Below are 17946 nucleotides of genomic sequence, written 5' to 3'. Positions count from 1 at the left end.
CGCTCCGATCGCCCGATGCTCTCAGCCGGACTTATGAAGGGGACAGGGACGGGAAGACAAGCGGCGAAGCGCCGAAGGGCCGCGTTTGCCGGCGGCAAGGGGGCGGCCGGCTCCAGCCCTCGGCAGGCGGTCATGCCGCCCCCTGCCGTTCCACCGCCCGGCCGAGGGTGAGCATCACGAGGGCGCCGGTGAGGACGGCGAGGGACGAATAGACGATCGCGCCCGTGGGGCCGAAGCCGTCGATGAGGAGGCCGCCGAGGATCGCGCCGGTGGCGATGGCGACCTGGAAGCTGGAGGACAGGAGCGCGCCCGCGCTTTCGGCATGGTCGGGCGCCGCGCGCGCGTTCCAGATGGAGGCCGAGACGGGAAAGGCGCCGAAGGCCAGGCCCCAGATGGCGGTGGCGGCGAAGGCGAGGCTGGCCACCGTGCCGAAGAGGACGAGGGCGAGAGCGGCGGCGGCGATGAGGAGCGAGCAGCCGGCCACGGCCCAGGCGGGGCTGCGCGCCGCGACCGCGCCTCCGGCGACATTGCCCAGGAAGCCGCCGAGGCCGAAGGCCAGGAGCGCGAGCGAGATGGTGGAGATCTCCAGGCGGGGCACCTCTTCCAGGAACGGCCGGATGAAGGTGAAGCCGGCGAAATGCCCGGAGATGACGAGGAGGATGGTTCCAAGGCCGACCAGCACGGCGCGCCGGGAAAGGGCCGCCCTGAAGGAGGCGATGCCCGGCGCGGCCGCCGCCGGGAGGCTGGGAAGGGTCGCCATCTGGAGCGCAAGCGCGAGGGCGCCGATGCCGGACGCGGCCAGGAAGGTCGCCCGCCAGCCCCACACTTCGCCGAGAAACGCGCCGAGCGGGGCGGCGAAGACCGTGGCGAGCGAAACGCCCATGATGATGATGGACATGGCCCGGGGGACCATGGCGGAGGGAACGAGACGCAGGGCGAGCGCCGTCATCATGGCCCAGAAGCCGCCGAGCGCGAAGCCCAGCATCGCCCGGGCGAGGAGCAGCACCGTGATGTTCCATGCATAGGCCGAGAGGATGCCGGAGACGACCAGCATCGCCATCAGGCCCCAGACGATCTTCTGCCGGTCCAGCCGGCCCGAAAAGAGCACGAGGAGCGGCCCGGCGATCGCGGCGACCACGGCCGTGGCGGTGATCGCCTGCCCGACAGCGCCGTTGGATACGCCCAGCTCGCTCGCCATGGGGGTCAGCAAGCTGACCGGCAGGAACTCCGCCGTCACAAGGCCGAAGACGCCGAAGGCGAGGGAGAAGACGGCCGCCCACGCGGCCGGCGTTTCGGACTGTGCGTCGGCGGCGGGTGCTGCCAGTTCGGGAGAGCGGATGAGGTCGGACATGGAAAGGGCCCTGATGGTGCGCTGCGAAAGAGAGGCGAAGCTAGGCTCGTCCTTCTGGCGTTTCCATGCTAGAAAATCCGTCATGCTTGACCGTTCGTCCAAATCTGAACGCTCCCACGACCCGCTGACCGATATGCTGCGCGGCCTGCGGCTCGATGGGGTGGAATATGCCAGGTGCCGCATGTCCGGCGCATGGAGCCTCTTCTATCCGGCGCAGGAACACGCCCATTTCCACTTCGTTTCCGGCAAGGGCTGCTGGCTGTTGGCGCCCGACGGGCGATGGAGCGAGCTGACGGCGGGCGACGCCGTGCTCGTGCCGCGCGGGGCCGCGCACGGCCTTGCCAGCGCTCCGGGCCTCGAGCCGCGCCCGTTCCCGCGCCGCGACTGCCGCGCCATCTGCGAGAACGTGCTGGACTACGGCGAGGCGGACGCCGGGGGCGGCGACGTTTCCGTGCTGTTCTGCGGCTCCATGCGCTTCAACCTCGACGGCCTGCATCCTCTGCTGCGCATGATGCCCGATCTGATGCGGGCGCAGGAGCTGATGGTGAGCGAGCCGGCGATCCCGCATCTGCTCGATGCCATGATATCCGAATGCGCCATGAACCGTGTGGGCGCGAGCGGCATACTGGCGCGCCTGGCGGATGTAATGGCCGCGCAGATCATCCGCTCCTGGGTCGAGCATGGCTGCGGCGATGCGGCGGGGTGGATCGCGGCCGTGCGCAATCCGGAGGTCGGCCGCGTGCTGGCGTCCATCCATGCCGAGCCGGACCGGGAATGGACGGTCGCCGAGCTGGCCCAGCTGATGGGTGTTTCGCGCTCCGGCTTCGCGGCCAAGTTCGCCGCCATCGTCGGCGAAACGCCCTCGCGCTACGTCACGCAGGTGCGGATGCACCAGGCGCGGCAGTGGATTCTGCGCGACCGGATGCGCATCGCGGAGGCGGCCCATCGCCTCGGCTACGATTCCGAGGCCTCGTTCAGCCGCGCCTTCAAGCGCGTCATCGGCACCGCGCCGGGAAAGCTGAGAGCCCTCGCGGCCTGAGCGGCGAAAGCCGGGAGCAAGGAGGCGCGGTTTGACTGTCATGCGATGGCATGTCATCGGCAAGGGAGAATAGAAACCGAGGGCCTCGCAGCTTTGTTCAGTCGATCGGCTCATATTCCCGGCCAGGCGCATGGTTTCGCCCATCTTGGGGCGGCACTTTTTCTGGCGCTGGCGGTCATCATTCTTGCATCGTGCGGAAGCGCCCACGCCGGCGATTTGCGCGAGGCGCTGGCCGGGGCCTATTCGGGCAACCCATCGCTGAACGCATCACGGGCCGAACTGCGCGCCACGCAGGAGAGCGTGCCTCAGGCAAGGGCCGGGGCGCGCCCGTCCGCGAGCGTGCAGGCGCGTGCGTCTGCCATCGGGCGCGGAGAGCCGCCGCGCGCCGGCGGCGTCGACGGGGCTGTCGAGCGGCCGGGCCCGCGCTCCGCTGCCGGGCGCTGACCGCCGAAGGATTCGGCCCGAAGGCCGTGCATCCGAAACCCTGAAATCTCCTCCTTCTCCCGCGAACGGACGTCAGCGATGCTCGGCAGGTTCTTCAATGCGACGACGGCGACCTTTCTGGCGATCGTCGTCCTCGTCGTGGTCTGGATCGGTAGCGGGATGATCGAGCGCGCCCCGCCGACCGCGCCCGAGCGGGCGGCGGCGGTGAGGCCGAGCGTGGCCGCCAGCACCAGCCGGGCGCGGGAGGTGACGAACGAGCTGCTCCTCTACGGCGATGTCGAGCCGGTGCAGATCGCCACGGTGCGCGCCCGCACCGACGGCGTGATCGAGGAGATCGTGTCGCAGGGGCTCGATGTGGAGGCGGGTGATGCGCTGGCGCAGCTTTCGGCCGACGACCGCATCGCGCGGCAGGCGCGGGCCGAGGCGCAGGTCGCGCAGGCCCTGCAGGCTTTCGACGGCGCCGTACAGCTCTTCGAGCGCGGGGTGGGCCCCGAAACCAATGTGCAGGGCACGCGGGCCGAGCTGGAAGCGGCGCGCGCGGAGCTGCGGGCCATCGAGCTGGAGATCGCCAACACGGCGCTGACCGCGCCCATCGCCGGCGTCGTCAACCGCGTCATCGCCGATCTCGGCGCCTTCGTCTCGGCCGGGGGCGAGGTCATCGAGATCGTGGACAACGATCCGCTGCTCGCCGTCGTCAACGTCCAGCAGCGGGACATCTCGCATGTGCGCCGTGGCATGCCGGCGCGGGTCTCCTTCATCGGCGGCGAGCAGCGCGAGGGCACGGTCCGCTTCGTCTCCCCGCTCGCGGACGCGGCCACGCGCACCTTCCGCGTCGAGGTGGAGGTGGCCAATCCCGAGGGCAACCTGCCCTCGGGCATCAGCGCGGAAGTCGTCATTCCCGTAGACACGGTCATGGCGCACTACATTTCGCCCGCCCTCGCGCGCCTCGATGCCGAAGGGCGCATGGGCGTCTACGTCGTCGACGAGGAGAGCCGCATCCAGTTCGTGCCCATGCAGATCGTCAACGCGGATGCAGGCGGCATCTGGGTGAACGGGCTTGAAGAGGGCGCGAGGATCGTCACGATCAGCCGGGGCGCGCTCTCGCCCGGCCAGGAGGTGGAGGTCCAGGAGACGCCGGCGGGCTACCTGACCGGCGAGACGGCCGAGGAGGACGAGGCGGCGGCCGCGACCCTGCCGGACGAGGCCGCCGAGGCCGTGCCGCAGGACGACCTCTGATGCACGCCATCATCGCCGCGTCCTTCACCCGCGCCCGCACGGTTGCCCTCGGGCTCGTCCTCATCATGCTGGCGGGCGCGTTCGCCTATGTCTCGATCCCGAAGGAGGCCAACCCGGAGGTCGAGATTCCCTATTTCATCGTCACCGTCACCTATGCCGGTGTTTCGGCCGAGGATTCGGCGCGGTTGATGGTGCAGCCGCTGGAGCGGCGATTGCAGTCGATCTCGGGCCTTCGCGAGATGACCGCGCAGGCCAGCGACGGCTTCGCCTCCATCATCCTGGAATTCGAAGCCGGCTCCGACAACCGCTCCGCGCTTCAGGACATCAAGGACGAGGTGGACCAGGCGATCCCGGACCTGCCGCCCGGCGCCGACCGGCCGGTCGTGACCGAAGTGGACATGTCGCAGTTCCCGATCCTGACGGTGGCGCTTTCGGGCGCGGTGCCGGAGCGCGAGCTCATCGGCATCGGCCGCGAGCTGCGCGACAGGCTCGAGGGGATCTCGGGCGTGCTGGAGGTGGAACTGACGGGCGAGCGCGCGGACCTGATGGAGATCATCGTCAATCCGCTGGCCATGCAGTCCTACAACCTCTCGCACCAGGATATCTCCCAAGCCATCCAGAGCAACAACCAGCTCATCGCGGCGGGTGCGTTCGATACCGGTTCGGGGCGCATCGGCGTTTCGGTGCCGGGCACCATCTCCGGCATCGCCGACGTGCTCTCCATCCCCGTGCAGGTGAACGAGGGAACGGTGATCCGGGTGCAGGACGTGGCTGAGGTGCGCCAGACCTTCGAGGACGCCACCAGCTTCGCGCGCCTCGACGGGCAGGCCACGATCGGCCTCGACATCAGCCGCGCGACGGGCGCCAACATCATCCAGACCATCGCCGCCGTGCAGGACGCAGTGGACGAATCGCGGGCCGACTGGCCGGAGGCGATCCGCGTCGATTATCTCCAGAACCAGGCGGAGGACATCGAGGAGCTGCTCGGGGACCTCGAGAACAACGTCATCGCCGCCGTTCTGCTCGTCATGCTCACCACGCTGCTCGGCCTCGGCATCCGCCCCTCGCTGCTCGTGGCCCTGTCCATCCCCGGCTCGTTCCTCGGCGGCATCCTGGTGATCTACCTGATCGGCTTCACGCTCAACATCGTGGTGCTGTTCGGGCTCATCCTCGTGGTCGGCCTCCTCATCGACGGCACCATGGTGGTGGTGGAGCTTGCGGACCGCTATCGAAGCGAGGGGATGGAGCGGCGCGAGGCGTTCCTGAACGCCGCCCAGCGCATGTGCTGGCCGGTCTTCTCGGCGACGGCCACCACCGTGTTCGTCTTCGTCCCGCTCCTGTTCTGGCCGGGCATCGCGGGGCAGTTCATGATCTACCTGCCCGCGACGGTGATCGTCACGCTGATCATCTCGCTGACCATGGCGCTCGTCTTCGTGCCCGTGATGGGCTCGGTCGTGGGCGGGGGCACGCCGGCCGCGCCGGTCGAGGGCGGCAGGCGCCCGGCCTTCTACGACAGGCTGCTCGACGCCACCATCGCCCGGCCGGGGCTGGCGCTCGGCCTGAGCGTGCTGGCCCTTCTCGGCTCGCTGTTCTTCGCGCTCAGCTACAATCGGGGCGTCGAGTTCTTCCCGTCCACCGAGCCGGAGCGCGCGCAGATCCAGGTCAGCGCCGACGGCAACCTGTCCGTCGCGGAGGCCGACCGGCTGGTGCGCCTCGTGGAGAACGAGATCATCGGGACGGCCGGGGTGGAGCGCGTCTATTCGCGCACCATCGGCTCGGTGGAGGCGCGCCTGCGCTCCAGCCTGCCGCCGGACGTCATCGGCACGTTGCAGGTGGATTTCCTCGACTGGCGCATCCGCCCGCAGGCCTCCCTCATCGTGGAGGAGCTTCGCGCCGCCGCCGGCACGGTGCCGGGCGTGGGCGTGCAGATCGAGCAGCAGCAGGGCGGGCCGGGCAGCGGGCGGCCGGTGGAGGTCGAGATCTCGGCGCAGGACCGCAGCCTGCTGCCGGCCGCCGCCGCGCAGCTCCAGGCGCTGATGGCCGGGCAGGGCACCTTCGTCGACGTGACCAGCGACGTGCCCCAGCCGAACCCGGAAGGGCGTATCCTGGTGGATCGCGAGCAGGCGGCGCGCTACGGGGTGGACATGGCCTCGGTCGGCGCGGCGGTGCAGCTCCTGACCGACGGCGTCGTCCTCGGCAACTTCCTGCCCTCCTTCGCCGACGAGGAGGTGGACATCACGCTCCGCTACCCCGTCGAGGACCGAAACTTCTCCCAGCTCGCCAATCTCAGGATCTCGGCGCAGGGGCAGATGGTGCCCATCTCCAACTTCGTGCGCATCGAGGCGGGGCCGGCGACCTCGGTGATCAACCGGGTGGATTCGCGCAACGTCCAGACCGTCACCGCCGACGTGGCCGAGGGCACCACGGTGGCCGCCGAGCTCGCCATTCTGCAGCAGGCCATCGCTCAGGCCGATTTCGGCGACGGGGTGGACGTGACCTTCGGCGGCGAGCTGGCGGATCAGGAGGAGGCCGGCACCTTCCTCCTGGTGGCCTTCGTGGTCGCGATCTTCCTCATGTTCATCGTCTTCCTCACGCAGTTCGACAGCTTCTTCCAGAGCTTCCTGGTGCTGTCGGCCATCCTCTTCTCCATCGGCGGCGTGCTCTTCGCGCTGGTGCTGCGCCAGGAGCCCTTCGCCATCGTCATGAGCGGCATCGGCATCATCGCTGCGGCGGGCATCGTCATCAACAACAACATCGTGTTGATCGACGCCTATAACGAGCACCGCGCCAACGGGCTGTCGCCCGACGAGGCGGCCAGGCGCTCGGGCACGGAGCGCTTCCGCCCGGTGCTGCTGACCGCCGTCACGACCGTGGCGGGGCTCTTCCCCATGGTGATCGGCCTGACCGTCGACTTCATGGCGCGGGACGCCTTCTTCGGCGCGCCTTCGGGCCAGTACTGGGTGCAACTCTCCACCGCCATCGTGGGAGGGCTCGTCTTCTCCACCATCGTCACCATGCTCCTCACCCCGACCCTTCTGGCGTGGGACGGGCGTCGGCGCGAGCGTGGCGCGGCCAGAGCCGCGGGCCGGGCGGTGCCGGCCGGCTGAGGCGGCCGCCGGCACTCCGGCCGATGCCGCCTCGCGCGGGAGTTGACCCTGCCTGGGGCGCGTGGCACATCCGCCCCTCCCTTATCCGGAGCGCGTCGACGTGGCATCCTCATCGAGACAGCGGCGCCTGGCATCGCCGGGGCAGGACGCGCAGGACCTCGGGCGCCCGGCCGGCGGCGGCGTGGAGGGCGTCGGAGACCCCTCGCCGGAGGAGGCCGCACGCTTCTCCTCCAAGGCCGTCTGGCCCTATTACTGGATCGCCCGCGTCAACGCCCGCTACCTGCTGCGCATGGAGGAACTGCTCAAGCAGGACGGGCTGGACATCTCGCGCTGGCGCGTCCTCTCCTCGCTGCGCGAGCACGGCACGCTCGGCGTCTCCGAAATCTCCGAATACTGTATCCTGAAGCTCAACACGACGACCAAGATCGTGCAGCGCATGGTGGCCGAGGGGCTGGTGGAAACGCGCTCCAGCCGCTCCGACGGGCGGGTGACGGAAGTCACGCTCACGCCCCAGGGCGCGCAGATGGCGCTTCGCGCGGCCGATGCCGCCCGGATCGTCTTCGAGCGCAGCTTCGCCGATTTCGAGCCCTCGGAGATCGCCCAGATCAACGGGCTCCTGAAGCGGGTCTTCGACCGGCTGGTTTGAGCCGCCTGTCTCCCGCCGGCCTCTCGATGCTCTAAACTTATGCAGGCACGGCGATTGACCAGCACGATCCAATACGGTAATTTTACCGTATTGGATCGTGCCCCGGATCGCGCCGTATGCTGGATATCCCCTCCCACGCCGTTGCCCTGTCCCGCCCGCTCGCGCTGGGAAGCGGCTCGCTGCGCGTGGCGGTCAAGGAGTGCATCGCGGTCGCGGGCCTGCCGACCCGCTGCGGCTCGCCCGCCTTGCAGGACAGCCCGCCGCAGGCCGCTCATGCGCGCGTGGTGGAGGCCCTCCTCGCCGCCGGCTGCGCCATCCTCGGCACCGCCAACATGCATGAGCTGGCCTTCGGCGTGACGGGCGTGAACGCGTTTCTCGGCACGCCCGTCAATCCGAACTGGCCCGCGCGCATTCCCGGCGGCTCCTCCTCCGGCTCGGCGGCGCTCGTCGCCGCCGGCACCTGCGACTTCACCGTGGGCACCGACACCGGCGGATCTGTGCGCATGCCCGCCTGCTGCTGCGGCGTCTTCGGCCTGAAGCCCACCTTCGGGCGGATCGACCGGACAGGCACCCTGCCTGCAGAAAGCTCGCTCGACTGCATCGGCCCGCTCGCCGCCAGCGCGGGGATGCTGGCCCGCGCGATGGAGTGCCTCGACCCCACCTTCCGGCGCGCCGACGCCGCCGGACCGTTCCAGCTCGTGCGGATCGAGGCCGAGGCGGCCGGCGATGTCGCGGCGGCCTTCGCGGGGGCGCTGGCCGGCGTGGCCACGCGCCCCGGCCTGCTTCCGTGCATGCGCCCCGCCTACGAGGCGGGCCTCGTGGTGATCGATGCGGAAGCGGGCCGCGCCTATGGCGCGCTCGCGGCCTCGGGCGCGCCGATGGACGAGACGGTGCGCGCGCGCATCCTGCAAGCGGTGAAGTCCTTCTCCCCGGGGGCGCTGGAGCGGGCCGAGGCGGTGCGGCGGGCGTTCCGGGCCGAGGTGGACCGTGCGCTGGAGAGCGCCGACGCGCTGGTGCTGCCCACCATGCCGGTGGTGCCGCCCACGCTGGAGGAGGCGCGCGACATGCGCGCCCTGATCCCCCTCACGGCTCTCCTGCGGCCCTTCAACCTGTCCGGCCACCCCGCGCTCACGGTGCCCCTGCGCACCGCCGAGGGGCTGCCGGCCGGCCTCCAGCTCGTGGGCCGCCACGGCGAGGACGAGAGGCTCTGCGCGGTGGCCGAATGGCTCGCGCGCCGCATCGCGGGCGAGCCCGCCAATCTCCCAGGACAGGACCGATGAGCATCACGCCCTTCGCCCGCCCGGCGCCGGCGCCGATCGACTTGCCCGCGCTTCTGGACGAGATCCGCGCCCGGCGCGAGGATTTCGAGAAGCTGACCTATGTGCCGCTCGACATGGTGGGCAAGCTCCAGCGCATCGGCGTCTACCGGGCCTTCGTGCCGCGCGAGCTGGGGGGAGACGCGCTTTCGCCGGCCGCCTTCATGGAACTGATCGAGGCGATCTCGGCGGCCGATGCCTCCACGGGCTGGGTGGCGAGCTTCGGCGTCTCCTCCACCTATCTGGCGGCGCTGCCGCGCGAGACGTTCGAGCACATCTACCGGGCCGACCCCGACACGGTCTTCGCGGGCGCGATCTTTCCCCCGCAGCCCGCCGAGCGCACGCCCGCCGGCTTCCGCGTGCGAGGGCGCTGGCCCTACTGCTCCGGCTGCATGGGCGCCTCGCTGATCGGCGCGGGCATCAAGGTGGACGAGGCGGGCAGCGGCGGCCTGCCGCGCATGGTGGTGATGCCGCGCGCGGCCGTCTCCATCAAGCACACCTGGGACACGGTCGGCCTCGCGGCCACCGGCAGCCACGACATCGTGGCCGACGGGGTGGAGGTGGACGAGGCGTGGAGCTTCGTGCGCGGCGCGCCCTCGCAGAGGGAGGAGCCCATCTTCCGCTACCCTTCCATGGCGCTCGCCGCGCAGGTGCTGGCCGTGGTCGGGCTCGGCGCGGCGCGCGAGGCGCTGGACCACATCCATGGCGAGGCCCTCGGGGCCGCCTCGATCACCGGCGCTCCCTCGCTCGGCGCGCGCGCCTATGTCCAGGCCGAGATCGGCCGGGCCGAGGCGCGGCTGCGCGGCGCCCGCGCCTTCTTCTACGACACGGTGGGGGAGGCGTGGGAGAGCGTGCTGGCCGGCGACGAGGTGGGGCAGGCGCTGCGGGTGCGGCTGCGGCTTTGCGCCACGCAGGCCGCCAGCGAGAGCGCCGAGGTGGCGCGCGCCGCCTTCCGCCTGGGCGGGGCCTCGGCCATCGCGCGCGGGCATCCGCTGGTGCGCTGCATGCTGGACGCGGCCGCCGTCGCGCAGCACGCCTTTCTCGGGCTCGGCACCTTCACCTCGGCCGGCGCGGGCCTGGCCGGCGAGAAGACGCCCCCCGGATATCCCTGATCGTTCCCGCGTCCCCTTCCACCCCTGCCGGAGCCAAGCGAACCCATGTCTGCCGTATCGAGCGAACCGAACCGCGACTACGCCGCCCTTTCCCGGGGAGACCGCGTGCGCACCACCATCTACTCGGACCCGGACCTCTTCGAGACCGAGATGGAGAAGATCTTCGGCCGGACCTGGGTTTGGGTGGCCCACACCTCCGAGGTGCCGGAGAAGGGCTCGTTCAAGCGGTCCTGGGTCGGCACGCAGCCGGTGATCGTCTCGCGCGATCGCAAGGGCGAGCTGCACGTCCTCGTCAATCGCTGCCGGCACCGCGCCGCCACGGTGTGCGAGCACGACAGCGGCCGCACCAGCTCCTTCCAGTGCCCCTATCATGGCTGGGGCTACGCGCTGGACGGCTCGCTGCGCGGCGTGCCCTATTCGGAGGGCTACGGCGAGGGCTTCGACAAGTCGCAGTTCGGCCTTCGCCGGCTGAAGGTCGCCACCTATGCCGGGATGATCTTCGCCTCCTTCAACGAGGCGGTCGAGCCGCTGGAGGATTTCCTCGGCCATGCCCGCGTGTGGATCGACCTGTTCATGAAGCAGGGCGGCGGCTTTCCGGTGAAGGCGGCGGGGGAGCACCGGTTCTCCTTCCCCGGCAACTGGAAGATCCAGCTCGAGAACACCACCGACGCCTATCACTTCCCGGTCGTCCACAAGCCCTTCCTCCAGTCGCTCGACGCGCAGACGGAGGAGATGTTCTCCTTCCTCGGCGAGGATGACGGCTTCGTGCAGGACCTGGGCAACGGCCATTCCGTGATGGTCATGATGCCCGAGCTGATCGACCTCGACGCCGACGAGGGCTGGCAGATTCCCGCGCGCTTCTCCGCCCTCGCCGACCAGTTGCGGGAGCGCTACGACGAGGAGCAGGTGCGGCGCATCGTGAAGGCGGTGGGCGGGGTGGGCTTCAACCTCAACCTCTTCCCCAACGCGGCGTGCTCGCTGTCCTTCTTCCGCATCCTGCGCCCGGTGAGCGCCACCGAGACGCATATCCGGCACATCGCGCTCGGCATGGAGGGCGGGCCGCCCGAGGCCAACCAGATGCGCCTGCGCCTGCACGAGCACTTCCAGGGCCCGATGGGCTTCGGCAGCCCGGACGACGCCGAGGTGTGGGAGCGCGTCCAGCGCGGCACGGCCGGCGGGCCGGACCTCGACATCCTCGTCAATCGTGGGGAGGGGCTGGAGAAACAGGGGCTGCACGGCCTGCCGCGCGGCGATGTGAGCGCCGAGACCGGCATGCGCGCCGCCTATGCCATGTGGGAAAGGATGATGGCGCAATGACCGGCGCGGAGGTGATGGAACGGCCGATCGAGGGCGACATCTCGCTGCGCGAGGCGGAGGAGTTCATCTGGCGGGAGGCGGACATCCTCGACCGGGCGGACTACGAGGCATGGCTCGCGCTCTGGGCGCCGGAGGGGCGCTATGTCATTCCGCTGAAGCCCGAGGCGACCGACTTCGAGAACACCCTGAACATCGTCTATGACGACGCGCAGATGCGGCGGATGCGGGTGGAGCGGCTCAGCGGCGGCTTCGCCATCTCGGCCACGCCCGCCGCGCGCACCATCCGCCTCGCCTCGCGCTTCGTGACGATGGAGGCGGGGCCGGGCCTTATCGCCGTGCGCTCGGCCATGCACCTCACCGAGGACAAGTTCGATCGCCAGCGCGTCTTCGTGGCCAATGTCGAGCATCGGCTGGTGCGGCGGGACGGCGCCCTCATGATCCGCGACAAGGTGGTGCGCATGATCAACGCCGACGGAGTGCTGACCTCGATCAGCTATCTCTTCTGATGCCCGCGCCTCTGCCCATCGAGACGCAGACGGCGGTGGTCACGGGGGCCGCGTCGGGGGTGGGCGCGCAGATCGCCCGCGCCCTGCACCGGGCCGGTTTCCGGGTGATCCTTTCCGACAAGGACGAGGCGGCCTGCGATGCCCTCGCCGAGGAGCTGGACCTTGCCTCCGAGACCGCCGTCACCGCCCGGCTCGACATCGCCCGGCCGGAGGATTTCACGGCCGTTCTGGAGAAGACCGTCGCCCGCTGGGGCTCGGTCGAGGTTCTGGTCAACAACGCGGCGGTCACGCGCGCGCGGCCCGTGCTGGAGATCGAGACGGCCGAGTTCGACGAGGTGATGGCGATCAATGCGGGCGGCACCTTCTCGGGCTGCCGCATCTTCGGGCGCCATTTCAAGGAGCGCGGCTACGGGCGCATCGTCAACCTCGCCTCGCTCGCCGGGCAGAACGGCGGCACGGCGACGGGCGCGCACTACGCCGCGTCCAAGGGGGCGATCCTGGCCCTGACCAAGGTCTTCGCGCGCGACCTCGGCCCCTTCGGCGTCACGGTCAACGCCATCTCGCCCGGCCCCATGGACACGCCCATGGTCCGCTCGCTGGTGCAGGGCGAGGCGATGGACGCGCTGATCGCGCAGATCCCGGTGCGGCGCCTCGGGGACGCGGGGCTCGTGGCCGATCTCGTCGCCTTCCTCGCCGCCCCGGCGGCCGCCTTCGTCAACGGCGCCTGCTGGGACGTCAATGGCGGCCTCTACATGCGATGAAGGGGGGCGAGGCTATGGAGGACAACCTGTCCCTGCGGGTGGCCGAGCGGGCCGAGGATCGCGGCGGCATCCTGCGCCTGACGCTCGCGGCGTCGGACGGGCGCGAGCTTCCGCCTTTCGAGGCGGGGGCCCATCTCGACATCCGCGTGACGGGCGAGGGCGTCGATCTCTGGCGCCAGTACTCGCTGTGCGGCGACCCGCGCGAGCGCGGAGCCTATCGCCTCGGCATCCTGAAGGACCCGGCCAGCCGGGGCGGCTCGCGCGCCCTCCACGCGCTCGCGCGCCCCGGCGCGGTGATCGAGGCGAGCGCTCCGCGCAACCATTTCGCGCTGGCGGAGGCGGCGCCGCGATCCATCCTCCTGGCAGGCGGCGTCGGCGTGACGCCCATGCTGGCGATGGCCCACCGGCTGCACGCGCTGGGCCGCGATTTCGAGCTGCACTACTGCACCCGCTCGCGCGCCGTGACGGCCTTCCTGGAGGAGATCGACGCGGCGCCCTTCCGGGACCGGGTCCGCTTCCACCATGACGACGAGGGCACGCTCTACGATCCCGCCGCGCTGCCGGCGCCGGGGGAGGGCGCGCATCTCTATGTGTGCGGCCCGCAGGGTTTCATGGACTGGCTGATCGAGGCGGCCGAGCGCGCGGGCTACCCTTCGGAGCGCATTCATCGCGAATATTTCAGCGCGGATGTGGAGCTGTCCGGCGACAGTTTCGAGGTGGAGGCCCGCGCCTCGGGCGTGACCGTCACCGTCGGGCCGGACGAGACCATCGCCAAGGCGCTGGAGCGCGTGGGGATCGCGGTGGAGGTGAAGTGCGAGGAAGGCGTGTGCGGCACCTGCCTCACGACGGTTCTGGAGGGGCTGCCCGACCATCGCGACGTGTTCCTCACGCCGGAGGAGAAGGCGGAGAACGCCGAGATGACGGTGTGCTGCTCTCGCGCGCTCAGCGCCAGGCTGGTTCTGGACATTTGAAGGATCGCCTCATGCGACAACAGGCGCTCGACTTTCGGCAGGGCATGAGCCGGCTCGGCGCGGCCGTGAATCTCATCACTTCCGGTGGGCCGGAAGGGCGGCACGGCATGACCGCCTCGGCCGTCTGCTCCATCACCGACGATCCGCCGACCCTGCTCGTCTGCGTCAATCGCGGCAATCGCTCGCACGACATCTTCAACGGCAACGGCAATCTGTGCGTCAACGTGTTGGCGGGGCGGCACCGGGCGCTGTCGGACGCCTTCGCCGGGCGCGGCGGGGCCGGGGAGCGCTTCGAGGAGGGCGCGTGGACGACGCTGGCCACCGGCGCGCCGGTGCTGGTCGATGCCGTGGTCGCCTTCGACTGCCGCATCGTGGAGCGGCGCGCGGTGGGCACGCATTCGGTCTTCTATGCCCGCGTGGAGGCCGTCAGGGTGGGCGAGGAGCCGGCCGAGACGCTGATCTGGTTCGACCGCGCCTATCACGCGCTGGCCGCCGCGCCTGCCGGCACGGCCGCGCCCTGACGGTCTCTCAGGACAGCCTGTCGATCAGCGCCTTCAACGTGGCCAGAAGCTCCTGCACGCGCGCCTCGCCGAGCGCGGCGGATATCCGCGCGCTCTGGATGCGCGCCTTCTCCTGCAACCGCTCGACCCTTTGCGCGCCGGCCGGCGTGACGAAGCTGGCGGAGGAGCGGCGATCGTCCTCCACCCGCTCGCGCCGGATGAGTCCCTCGTCCTCCATGTAGCGGAGCGCCTTGGCCACGCTCGACTTGTCGCGCCCGCAGGCGCGCGAGATGCCCGTCTGGGTGATGCCGGGATTGTTGGCGATGAGGATGAGCATGGTGAAGCATCCGGGCCTCAGCCGGTCTGCGCCCAGGAGATCGGCGAAGGTCTCGAAGGTGCGGTCGTTGGCGAGCCGCAGGTGGAAACCGAGATGGCCGGCCAGGATGCCGAGCTCGACCGCTTCGCCTGGCTCCGCCTCCTCCTGCGCGCGCTCCGCGCCATTGTCGCCGTCCCTGTCTCTCAAGGCATTCCTCCCGCTCCGGCCCTCTTGCCGCCTTCCAACGACCCTCGATTGCATGGGTCAGCCCTTGCCATGCCCGCGAGACCCGGCGCGGCCGGCGAACTCGGCCAGCGCGTCATGGTCGAGATCGAAGCCGAGGCCGGGCCGCCGCGGCGCCGCCAGCGTTTCCCCTACCTTGTCGGGCAGGCCCTTGAACAGGGTGCGGCACATCTCGACCGCGGCCAGATGCCATTCCACCAGTCCGCCATTGGCAAGGCCCGCATGCAAGTGGGAATTGTGGAAGGGGAAGGCGCCGCCATTGGCGATGTCGATGTTGCGCGCCCCGGCGAGCGCGGCGACCTTCGCGGCGCCGGTGAAGCCGCCGCAGATGACCGCGTTCGGCTGGAGCACGTCCACCGCATCGTTCTCGACCAGCGAGGCGAAGCGCCAGAGCTGGCCCTCGTTCTGGCCCGCCGCCACGCGCATCCCGGTGCGATGGCGCAGCTCGCGCATGCGGTGGGGGTCGTTGTCGCGCAGCGGCTCCTCGAAGAAGCCGACCCCCAGCTCCGCGAGGGCGCCGGCCAGATAACGGGCCGATCCGTCGTCGAGGCTGCAATTGGCGTCGATGTAAAGCTCGCCCTGCGGGCCGATCGCCTCGCGCACGAGGCGCACGCGCGCCACGTCCTCCCTCAGGATGGCCCGGACATCGGCGCCTTGGTTGCGCCTGGCCAGCGCATGGTGGCCCACCACCATCTTGAAGCGCGAGATCCCCTCCGAGCGCAGGGTGCGCGCCGCCTCGCCCAACTGGTCGCGGTCGAATGCGCCGAAGCCGAAGGTGACGTAGAGGGGCACCGTGTCCCGCGCGCCGCCGAGGAGCCTCCAGCACGGCAGGCCGGTGGCCTTCCCCAGAATGTCCCACAGGGCGAGATCGACGGCCGAGATCGCATGAGTGGCATAGCCGGTCTGGCCGCGCGGGGTGAGAATCCAGTAGAGCGCCTCGCCGATCCTCTCCCGGTCGAGCGCGTCGAGGCCAAGGATGTTGGGCGCCACGACCTCGGTGAGGGCGGCGACGACGGGCTCCTCGTCCGTAATCGACGTCATGCCATGGCCGGTGATGCCGTCCGCCGTCGTCACCTCCACCACGACGCAGGAGATCGAGGCGGTGGCGCTGACCGCGCCCACGCGCATCTCGTTGGGAATGTAGGCCGGGAAGACCTTCACCTCGCGAATGCTCGTATCCATGCCGGTCTCCTTTTTTCTGCCTCGCCGGGCCGCGACGCGCCCGCTTCACAGCGTCAGATTAGTTTCAAAAGAAATGGTTGACTAGTAGACGATTTTGCGGAAGTCTAGTTTTTGAACATGCCGAAGGAGTGACCATGCGCCTGCTGATTGCTGCCTGCCTCGCCGCGTCCGCCATGGGCGCCGCCCATGCCCAGAGCGACTTTCCCGCCCAGCCCGTCACCTTCGTCGTCGGCTTCGCGCCCGGCGGCGGGATGGACACGATGGCGCGCCTCCTGGGCGCGCGGCTGTCGCGGGAGATCGGCCAGCCGGTCGTGGTGGAGAATCGCCCGGGCGCAGGCGGCACCATCGCGCCGGCGCATGTCGCCGCCGCCCGGCCGGACGGCTACACGCTTTATGCGGGGGAGACCTCGGCAGCGCTCGGCCCGGTCTTCCAGGGCGATGTCGGCTACGACATCGTGGAGAGCTTCGCGCCCGTGGCCCGCGTGGCGGTGGCCCCGCAGGCGCTCGTCGCCAGCCCTTCCCTGGAGGTGGAGACCCTTGCGGAGTTCATCGACCTCGTTCGCGAGGCGCCGGGCGAGTATTTCTATGCCGCTCCGGGCGTGGCGACGCTTCATTACCTCGCCGGCGAGATGCTGAAGGAGGCGGCGGGGCTGGAGATGGACGCGGTCCAGTTCCAGGGCGGCTCGCCGTCCGTCGCCGCCGTGGTGGCGGGGGAGGTGCCCTTCGGCATCGTCAGCATCAGCGCCGCGCTTTCGCAGGCCGAGGGCGGCAATCTCGTCATTCTCGGGCACACCGGCCCCGACCGCGTGGAGGGTTTCGAGGAGATCGACCCCATCGCCACCGTGGTCGAGGATTTCGAGGCCATGCCGAGCCAGTTCATCCTGGCTCCGGCGGGCACGCCGGTCGAGGTGGTCGAGCGGCTGTCGACCGCCATCGGGGCCGCGCTGGCCGACGAGGGGCTGCGGCGCCAGCTCCAGGACACGGGGCTCGTGCCCGCCTTCCAGCCGGCCGCCGAGCTTGCGGCCGAGCTGCCGGCGAGCGCGGAGCGCTGGATGGCGGTCGCCGCCGACATCCGCGACCGGCCCTGAGCGCCGCGCCGCGACATGGGAGAGACCTTGCCGATGACGCCGCCGGCCGAATGGCCCACCGTGGGATTGATCGTGCCGCCGGCGGGCGATGCGGTGCCGCCGGAAGCCGAGGGGCTCTATCCGCGCGGCGTGCGGTTCGCCGCGCGAAGCCTGGCCCTCGGCGAGTTGAGCATCGCCGGCTACGGCCGGGTGATCGACCGGGTGGCCACGCTCGCGCGCCGGCTGCGCGAGGAGGAGGGGGCCAGGGCCGTCGTCTTGATGGGCACCTCGCTCAGCTTCTTTCGCGGCGGCGCGTTCAACGAGGAGCTGGTCGAGGTGATGCAGGGCGCGGCCGGGGTGCCGGCCACCACGATGAGCAACGCCATCCGCGACGCCCTGCGGGCCGTCGGCGCCCGCCGGGTGGCGGTGGGCACGGCCTATGCCGAGGAGGTGAACGACAAGCTCGCGCAGTTCCTGCGATCGGCGGGGTTCGAGATCGCGCATGTGCACGGCCTCGGCCTTACCGATCCGCAGGCCGTGCTGCGCCTCGGCGAGGGGGCGGTCGCGAATCTCGCCCTTGCCGCCGACAGCCATGCCGGCGGCCTTTCCGACGCCGTGCTCATCTCGTGCGGCGGCCTGAAGAGCCTTTCGCTCAGCCGTAAGGTGGAGCCGGTGATCGGCAAGCCGGTGATCGCGAGCGCCACGGCCGGCGCCTGGGCGGCCGTGCGGCTCGTCGGCCTCAGCGGGAAGAGCGAGGCCCTCGGCCGCCTCGGAGAGGTGCCGCTCGCGGCCTGACGACCTGCCCCGATTCCATGCGTGTGAAAGGTGACGC

At 70.6% G+C, this 17946-nt stretch carries 17 protein-coding genes; 14 read left to right on the top strand and 3 right to left on the bottom strand.

Annotated elements, in window-relative coordinates; all coding sequences use genetic code 11:
* Positions 1–130: 130 nt before the first annotated feature.
* On the bottom strand, positions 131–1351 hold the full coding sequence (locus J7654_RS02195; protein WP_209740134.1) for an MFS transporter: 1221 nt from the start codon (positions 1349–1351) through the stop codon (positions 131–133).
* A gap of 82 nt (positions 1352–1433) precedes the next feature.
* Here J7654_RS02195 and J7654_RS02190 point away from each other — a divergent pair, with 82 nt between their 5' ends.
* From J7654_RS02190 to J7654_RS02135, 12 genes are all read left to right on the top strand, one after another.
* Positions 1434–2390 carry an AraC family transcriptional regulator gene (locus tag J7654_RS02190; RefSeq protein WP_209737812.1) on the top strand — a complete coding sequence of 319 codons (957 nt, stop codon included), beginning with the start codon at positions 1434–1436 and terminating at the stop codon, positions 2388–2390.
* Positions 2391–2606: 216 nt separating this feature from the next.
* Positions 2607–2834: a hypothetical protein gene (locus J7654_RS02185; RefSeq protein ID WP_209737811.1), complete on the top strand. Its 228-nt coding sequence runs from the start codon at positions 2607–2609 to the stop codon at positions 2832–2834.
* Positions 2835–2912: 78 nt separating this feature from the next.
* Positions 2913–4070: an efflux RND transporter periplasmic adaptor subunit gene (locus J7654_RS02180; RefSeq protein ID WP_209737810.1), complete on the top strand. Its 1158-nt coding sequence runs from the start codon at positions 2913–2915 to the stop codon at positions 4068–4070.
* Positions 4070–7177: an efflux RND transporter permease subunit gene (locus J7654_RS02175; RefSeq protein ID WP_209737809.1), complete on the top strand. Its 3108-nt coding sequence runs from the start codon at positions 4070–4072 to the stop codon at positions 7175–7177. Before J7654_RS02180 ends, J7654_RS02175 begins: the two co-directional genes overlap by 1 nt.
* Before the next feature lie 100 nt (positions 7178–7277).
* Positions 7278–7823: a MarR family winged helix-turn-helix transcriptional regulator gene (locus tag J7654_RS02170; RefSeq protein ID WP_209737808.1), complete on the top strand. Its 546-nt coding sequence runs from the start codon at positions 7278–7280 to the stop codon at positions 7821–7823.
* 116 nt (positions 7824–7939) lie between these two features.
* Positions 7940–9103, top strand: coding sequence for an amidase (locus tag J7654_RS02165; protein WP_209737807.1), 1164 nt, complete (start codon positions 7940–7942; stop codon positions 9101–9103).
* Positions 9100–10251, top strand: coding sequence for an acyl-CoA dehydrogenase family protein (locus tag J7654_RS02160; protein WP_209737806.1), 1152 nt, complete (start codon positions 9100–9102; stop codon positions 10249–10251). The genes J7654_RS02165 and J7654_RS02160 overlap by 4 nt, the downstream gene beginning before the upstream one ends.
* 45 nt (positions 10252–10296) lie before the next feature.
* On the top strand, positions 10297–11568 hold the full coding sequence (locus J7654_RS02155; RefSeq protein ID WP_209737805.1) for an aromatic ring-hydroxylating oxygenase subunit alpha: 1272 nt from the start codon (positions 10297–10299) through the stop codon (positions 11566–11568).
* Positions 11565–12074, top strand: coding sequence for an aromatic-ring-hydroxylating dioxygenase subunit beta (locus J7654_RS02150; protein WP_209737803.1), 510 nt, complete (start codon positions 11565–11567; stop codon positions 12072–12074). The genes J7654_RS02155 and J7654_RS02150 overlap by 4 nt, the downstream gene beginning before the upstream one ends.
* Positions 12074–12835 carry an SDR family NAD(P)-dependent oxidoreductase gene (locus tag J7654_RS02145; RefSeq protein ID WP_209737801.1) on the top strand — a complete coding sequence of 254 codons (762 nt, stop codon included), beginning with the start codon at positions 12074–12076 and terminating at the stop codon, positions 12833–12835. Before J7654_RS02150 ends, J7654_RS02145 begins: the two co-directional genes overlap by 1 nt.
* A 14-nt stretch (positions 12836–12849) precedes the next feature.
* Positions 12850–13806 (top strand): PDR/VanB family oxidoreductase, encoded by a 957-nt coding sequence (locus tag J7654_RS02140; protein WP_209737799.1) that lies wholly within the window; start codon positions 12850–12852, stop codon positions 13804–13806.
* 11 nt (positions 13807–13817) lie between these two features.
* Complete coding sequence (locus J7654_RS02135) at positions 13818–14327, top strand: flavin reductase (RefSeq protein WP_209737797.1); 510 nt, start codon at positions 13818–13820, stop codon at positions 14325–14327.
* A gap of 7 nt (positions 14328–14334) precedes the next feature.
* On the opposite strand, the gene J7654_RS02130 is transcribed toward J7654_RS02135, so the two are convergent.
* A complete protein-coding gene (locus tag J7654_RS02130; RefSeq protein WP_245195600.1) occupies positions 14335–14829 on the bottom strand; it encodes a MarR family winged helix-turn-helix transcriptional regulator in 495 nt (164 codons plus the stop codon).
* Positions 14830–14886: 57 nt separating this feature from the next.
* Positions 14887–16047: a mandelate racemase/muconate lactonizing enzyme family protein gene (locus tag J7654_RS02125; RefSeq protein WP_209737795.1), complete on the bottom strand. Its 1161-nt coding sequence runs from the start codon at positions 16045–16047 to the stop codon at positions 14887–14889.
* Positions 16048–16181: 134 nt separating this feature from the next.
* On the opposite strand from J7654_RS02125, the gene J7654_RS02120 reads away from it, so the two are divergent.
* On the top strand, positions 16182–17135 hold the full coding sequence (locus tag J7654_RS02120; protein ID WP_209737794.1) for a Bug family tripartite tricarboxylate transporter substrate binding protein: 954 nt from the start codon (positions 16182–16184) through the stop codon (positions 17133–17135).
* Positions 17136–17168: 33 nt separating this feature from the next.
* Complete coding sequence (locus J7654_RS02115; protein WP_209737793.1) at positions 17169–17909, top strand: arylmalonate decarboxylase; 741 nt, start codon at positions 17169–17171, stop codon at positions 17907–17909.
* The last annotated feature ends 37 nt before the right edge of the window (positions 17910–17946 follow it).

The organism is Aureimonas populi (assembly GCF_017815515.1).
In the GTDB taxonomy this organism is placed as follows: Bacteria; Pseudomonadota; Alphaproteobacteria; order Rhizobiales; family Rhizobiaceae; genus Aureimonas; species Aureimonas populi.
This window is presented reverse-complemented; position numbering and strand designations above follow the sequence as displayed.

Excerpts from the sequence above, each read along its gene's own strand:
- J7654_RS02195 (WP_209740134.1), bottom strand. The coding sequence starts at position 1,351 with ATGTCCGACCTCATCCGCTCTCCCGAACTGGCAGCACCCGCCGCCGAC.
- J7654_RS02190 (WP_209737812.1), top strand. The coding sequence starts at position 1,434 with ATGCTTGACCGTTCGTCCAAATCTGAACGCTCCCACGACCCGCTGACC.
- J7654_RS02180 (WP_209737810.1), top strand. The coding sequence starts at position 2,913 with ATGCTCGGCAGGTTCTTCAATGCGACGACGGCGACCTTTCTGGCGATC.
- J7654_RS02175 (WP_209737809.1), top strand. The coding sequence starts at position 4,070 with ATGCACGCCATCATCGCCGCGTCCTTCACCCGCGCCCGCACGGTTGCC.
- J7654_RS02165 (WP_209737807.1), top strand. The coding sequence starts at position 7,940 with ATGCTGGATATCCCCTCCCACGCCGTTGCCCTGTCCCGCCCGCTCGCG.
- J7654_RS02160 (WP_209737806.1), top strand. The coding sequence starts at position 9,100 with ATGAGCATCACGCCCTTCGCCCGCCCGGCGCCGGCGCCGATCGACTTG.
- J7654_RS02155 (WP_209737805.1), top strand. The coding sequence starts at position 10,297 with ATGTCTGCCGTATCGAGCGAACCGAACCGCGACTACGCCGCCCTTTCC.
- J7654_RS02150 (WP_209737803.1), top strand. The coding sequence starts at position 11,565 with ATGACCGGCGCGGAGGTGATGGAACGGCCGATCGAGGGCGACATCTCG.
- J7654_RS02145 (WP_209737801.1), top strand. The coding sequence starts at position 12,074 with ATGCCCGCGCCTCTGCCCATCGAGACGCAGACGGCGGTGGTCACGGGG.
- J7654_RS02140 (WP_209737799.1), top strand. The coding sequence starts at position 12,850 with ATGGAGGACAACCTGTCCCTGCGGGTGGCCGAGCGGGCCGAGGATCGC.
- J7654_RS02135 (WP_209737797.1), top strand. The coding sequence starts at position 13,818 with ATGCGACAACAGGCGCTCGACTTTCGGCAGGGCATGAGCCGGCTCGGC.
- J7654_RS02125 (WP_209737795.1), bottom strand. The coding sequence starts at position 16,047 with ATGGATACGAGCATTCGCGAGGTGAAGGTCTTCCCGGCCTACATTCCC.
- J7654_RS02120 (WP_209737794.1), top strand. The coding sequence starts at position 16,182 with ATGCGCCTGCTGATTGCTGCCTGCCTCGCCGCGTCCGCCATGGGCGCC.
- J7654_RS02115 (WP_209737793.1), top strand. The coding sequence starts at position 17,169 with ATGACGCCGCCGGCCGAATGGCCCACCGTGGGATTGATCGTGCCGCCG.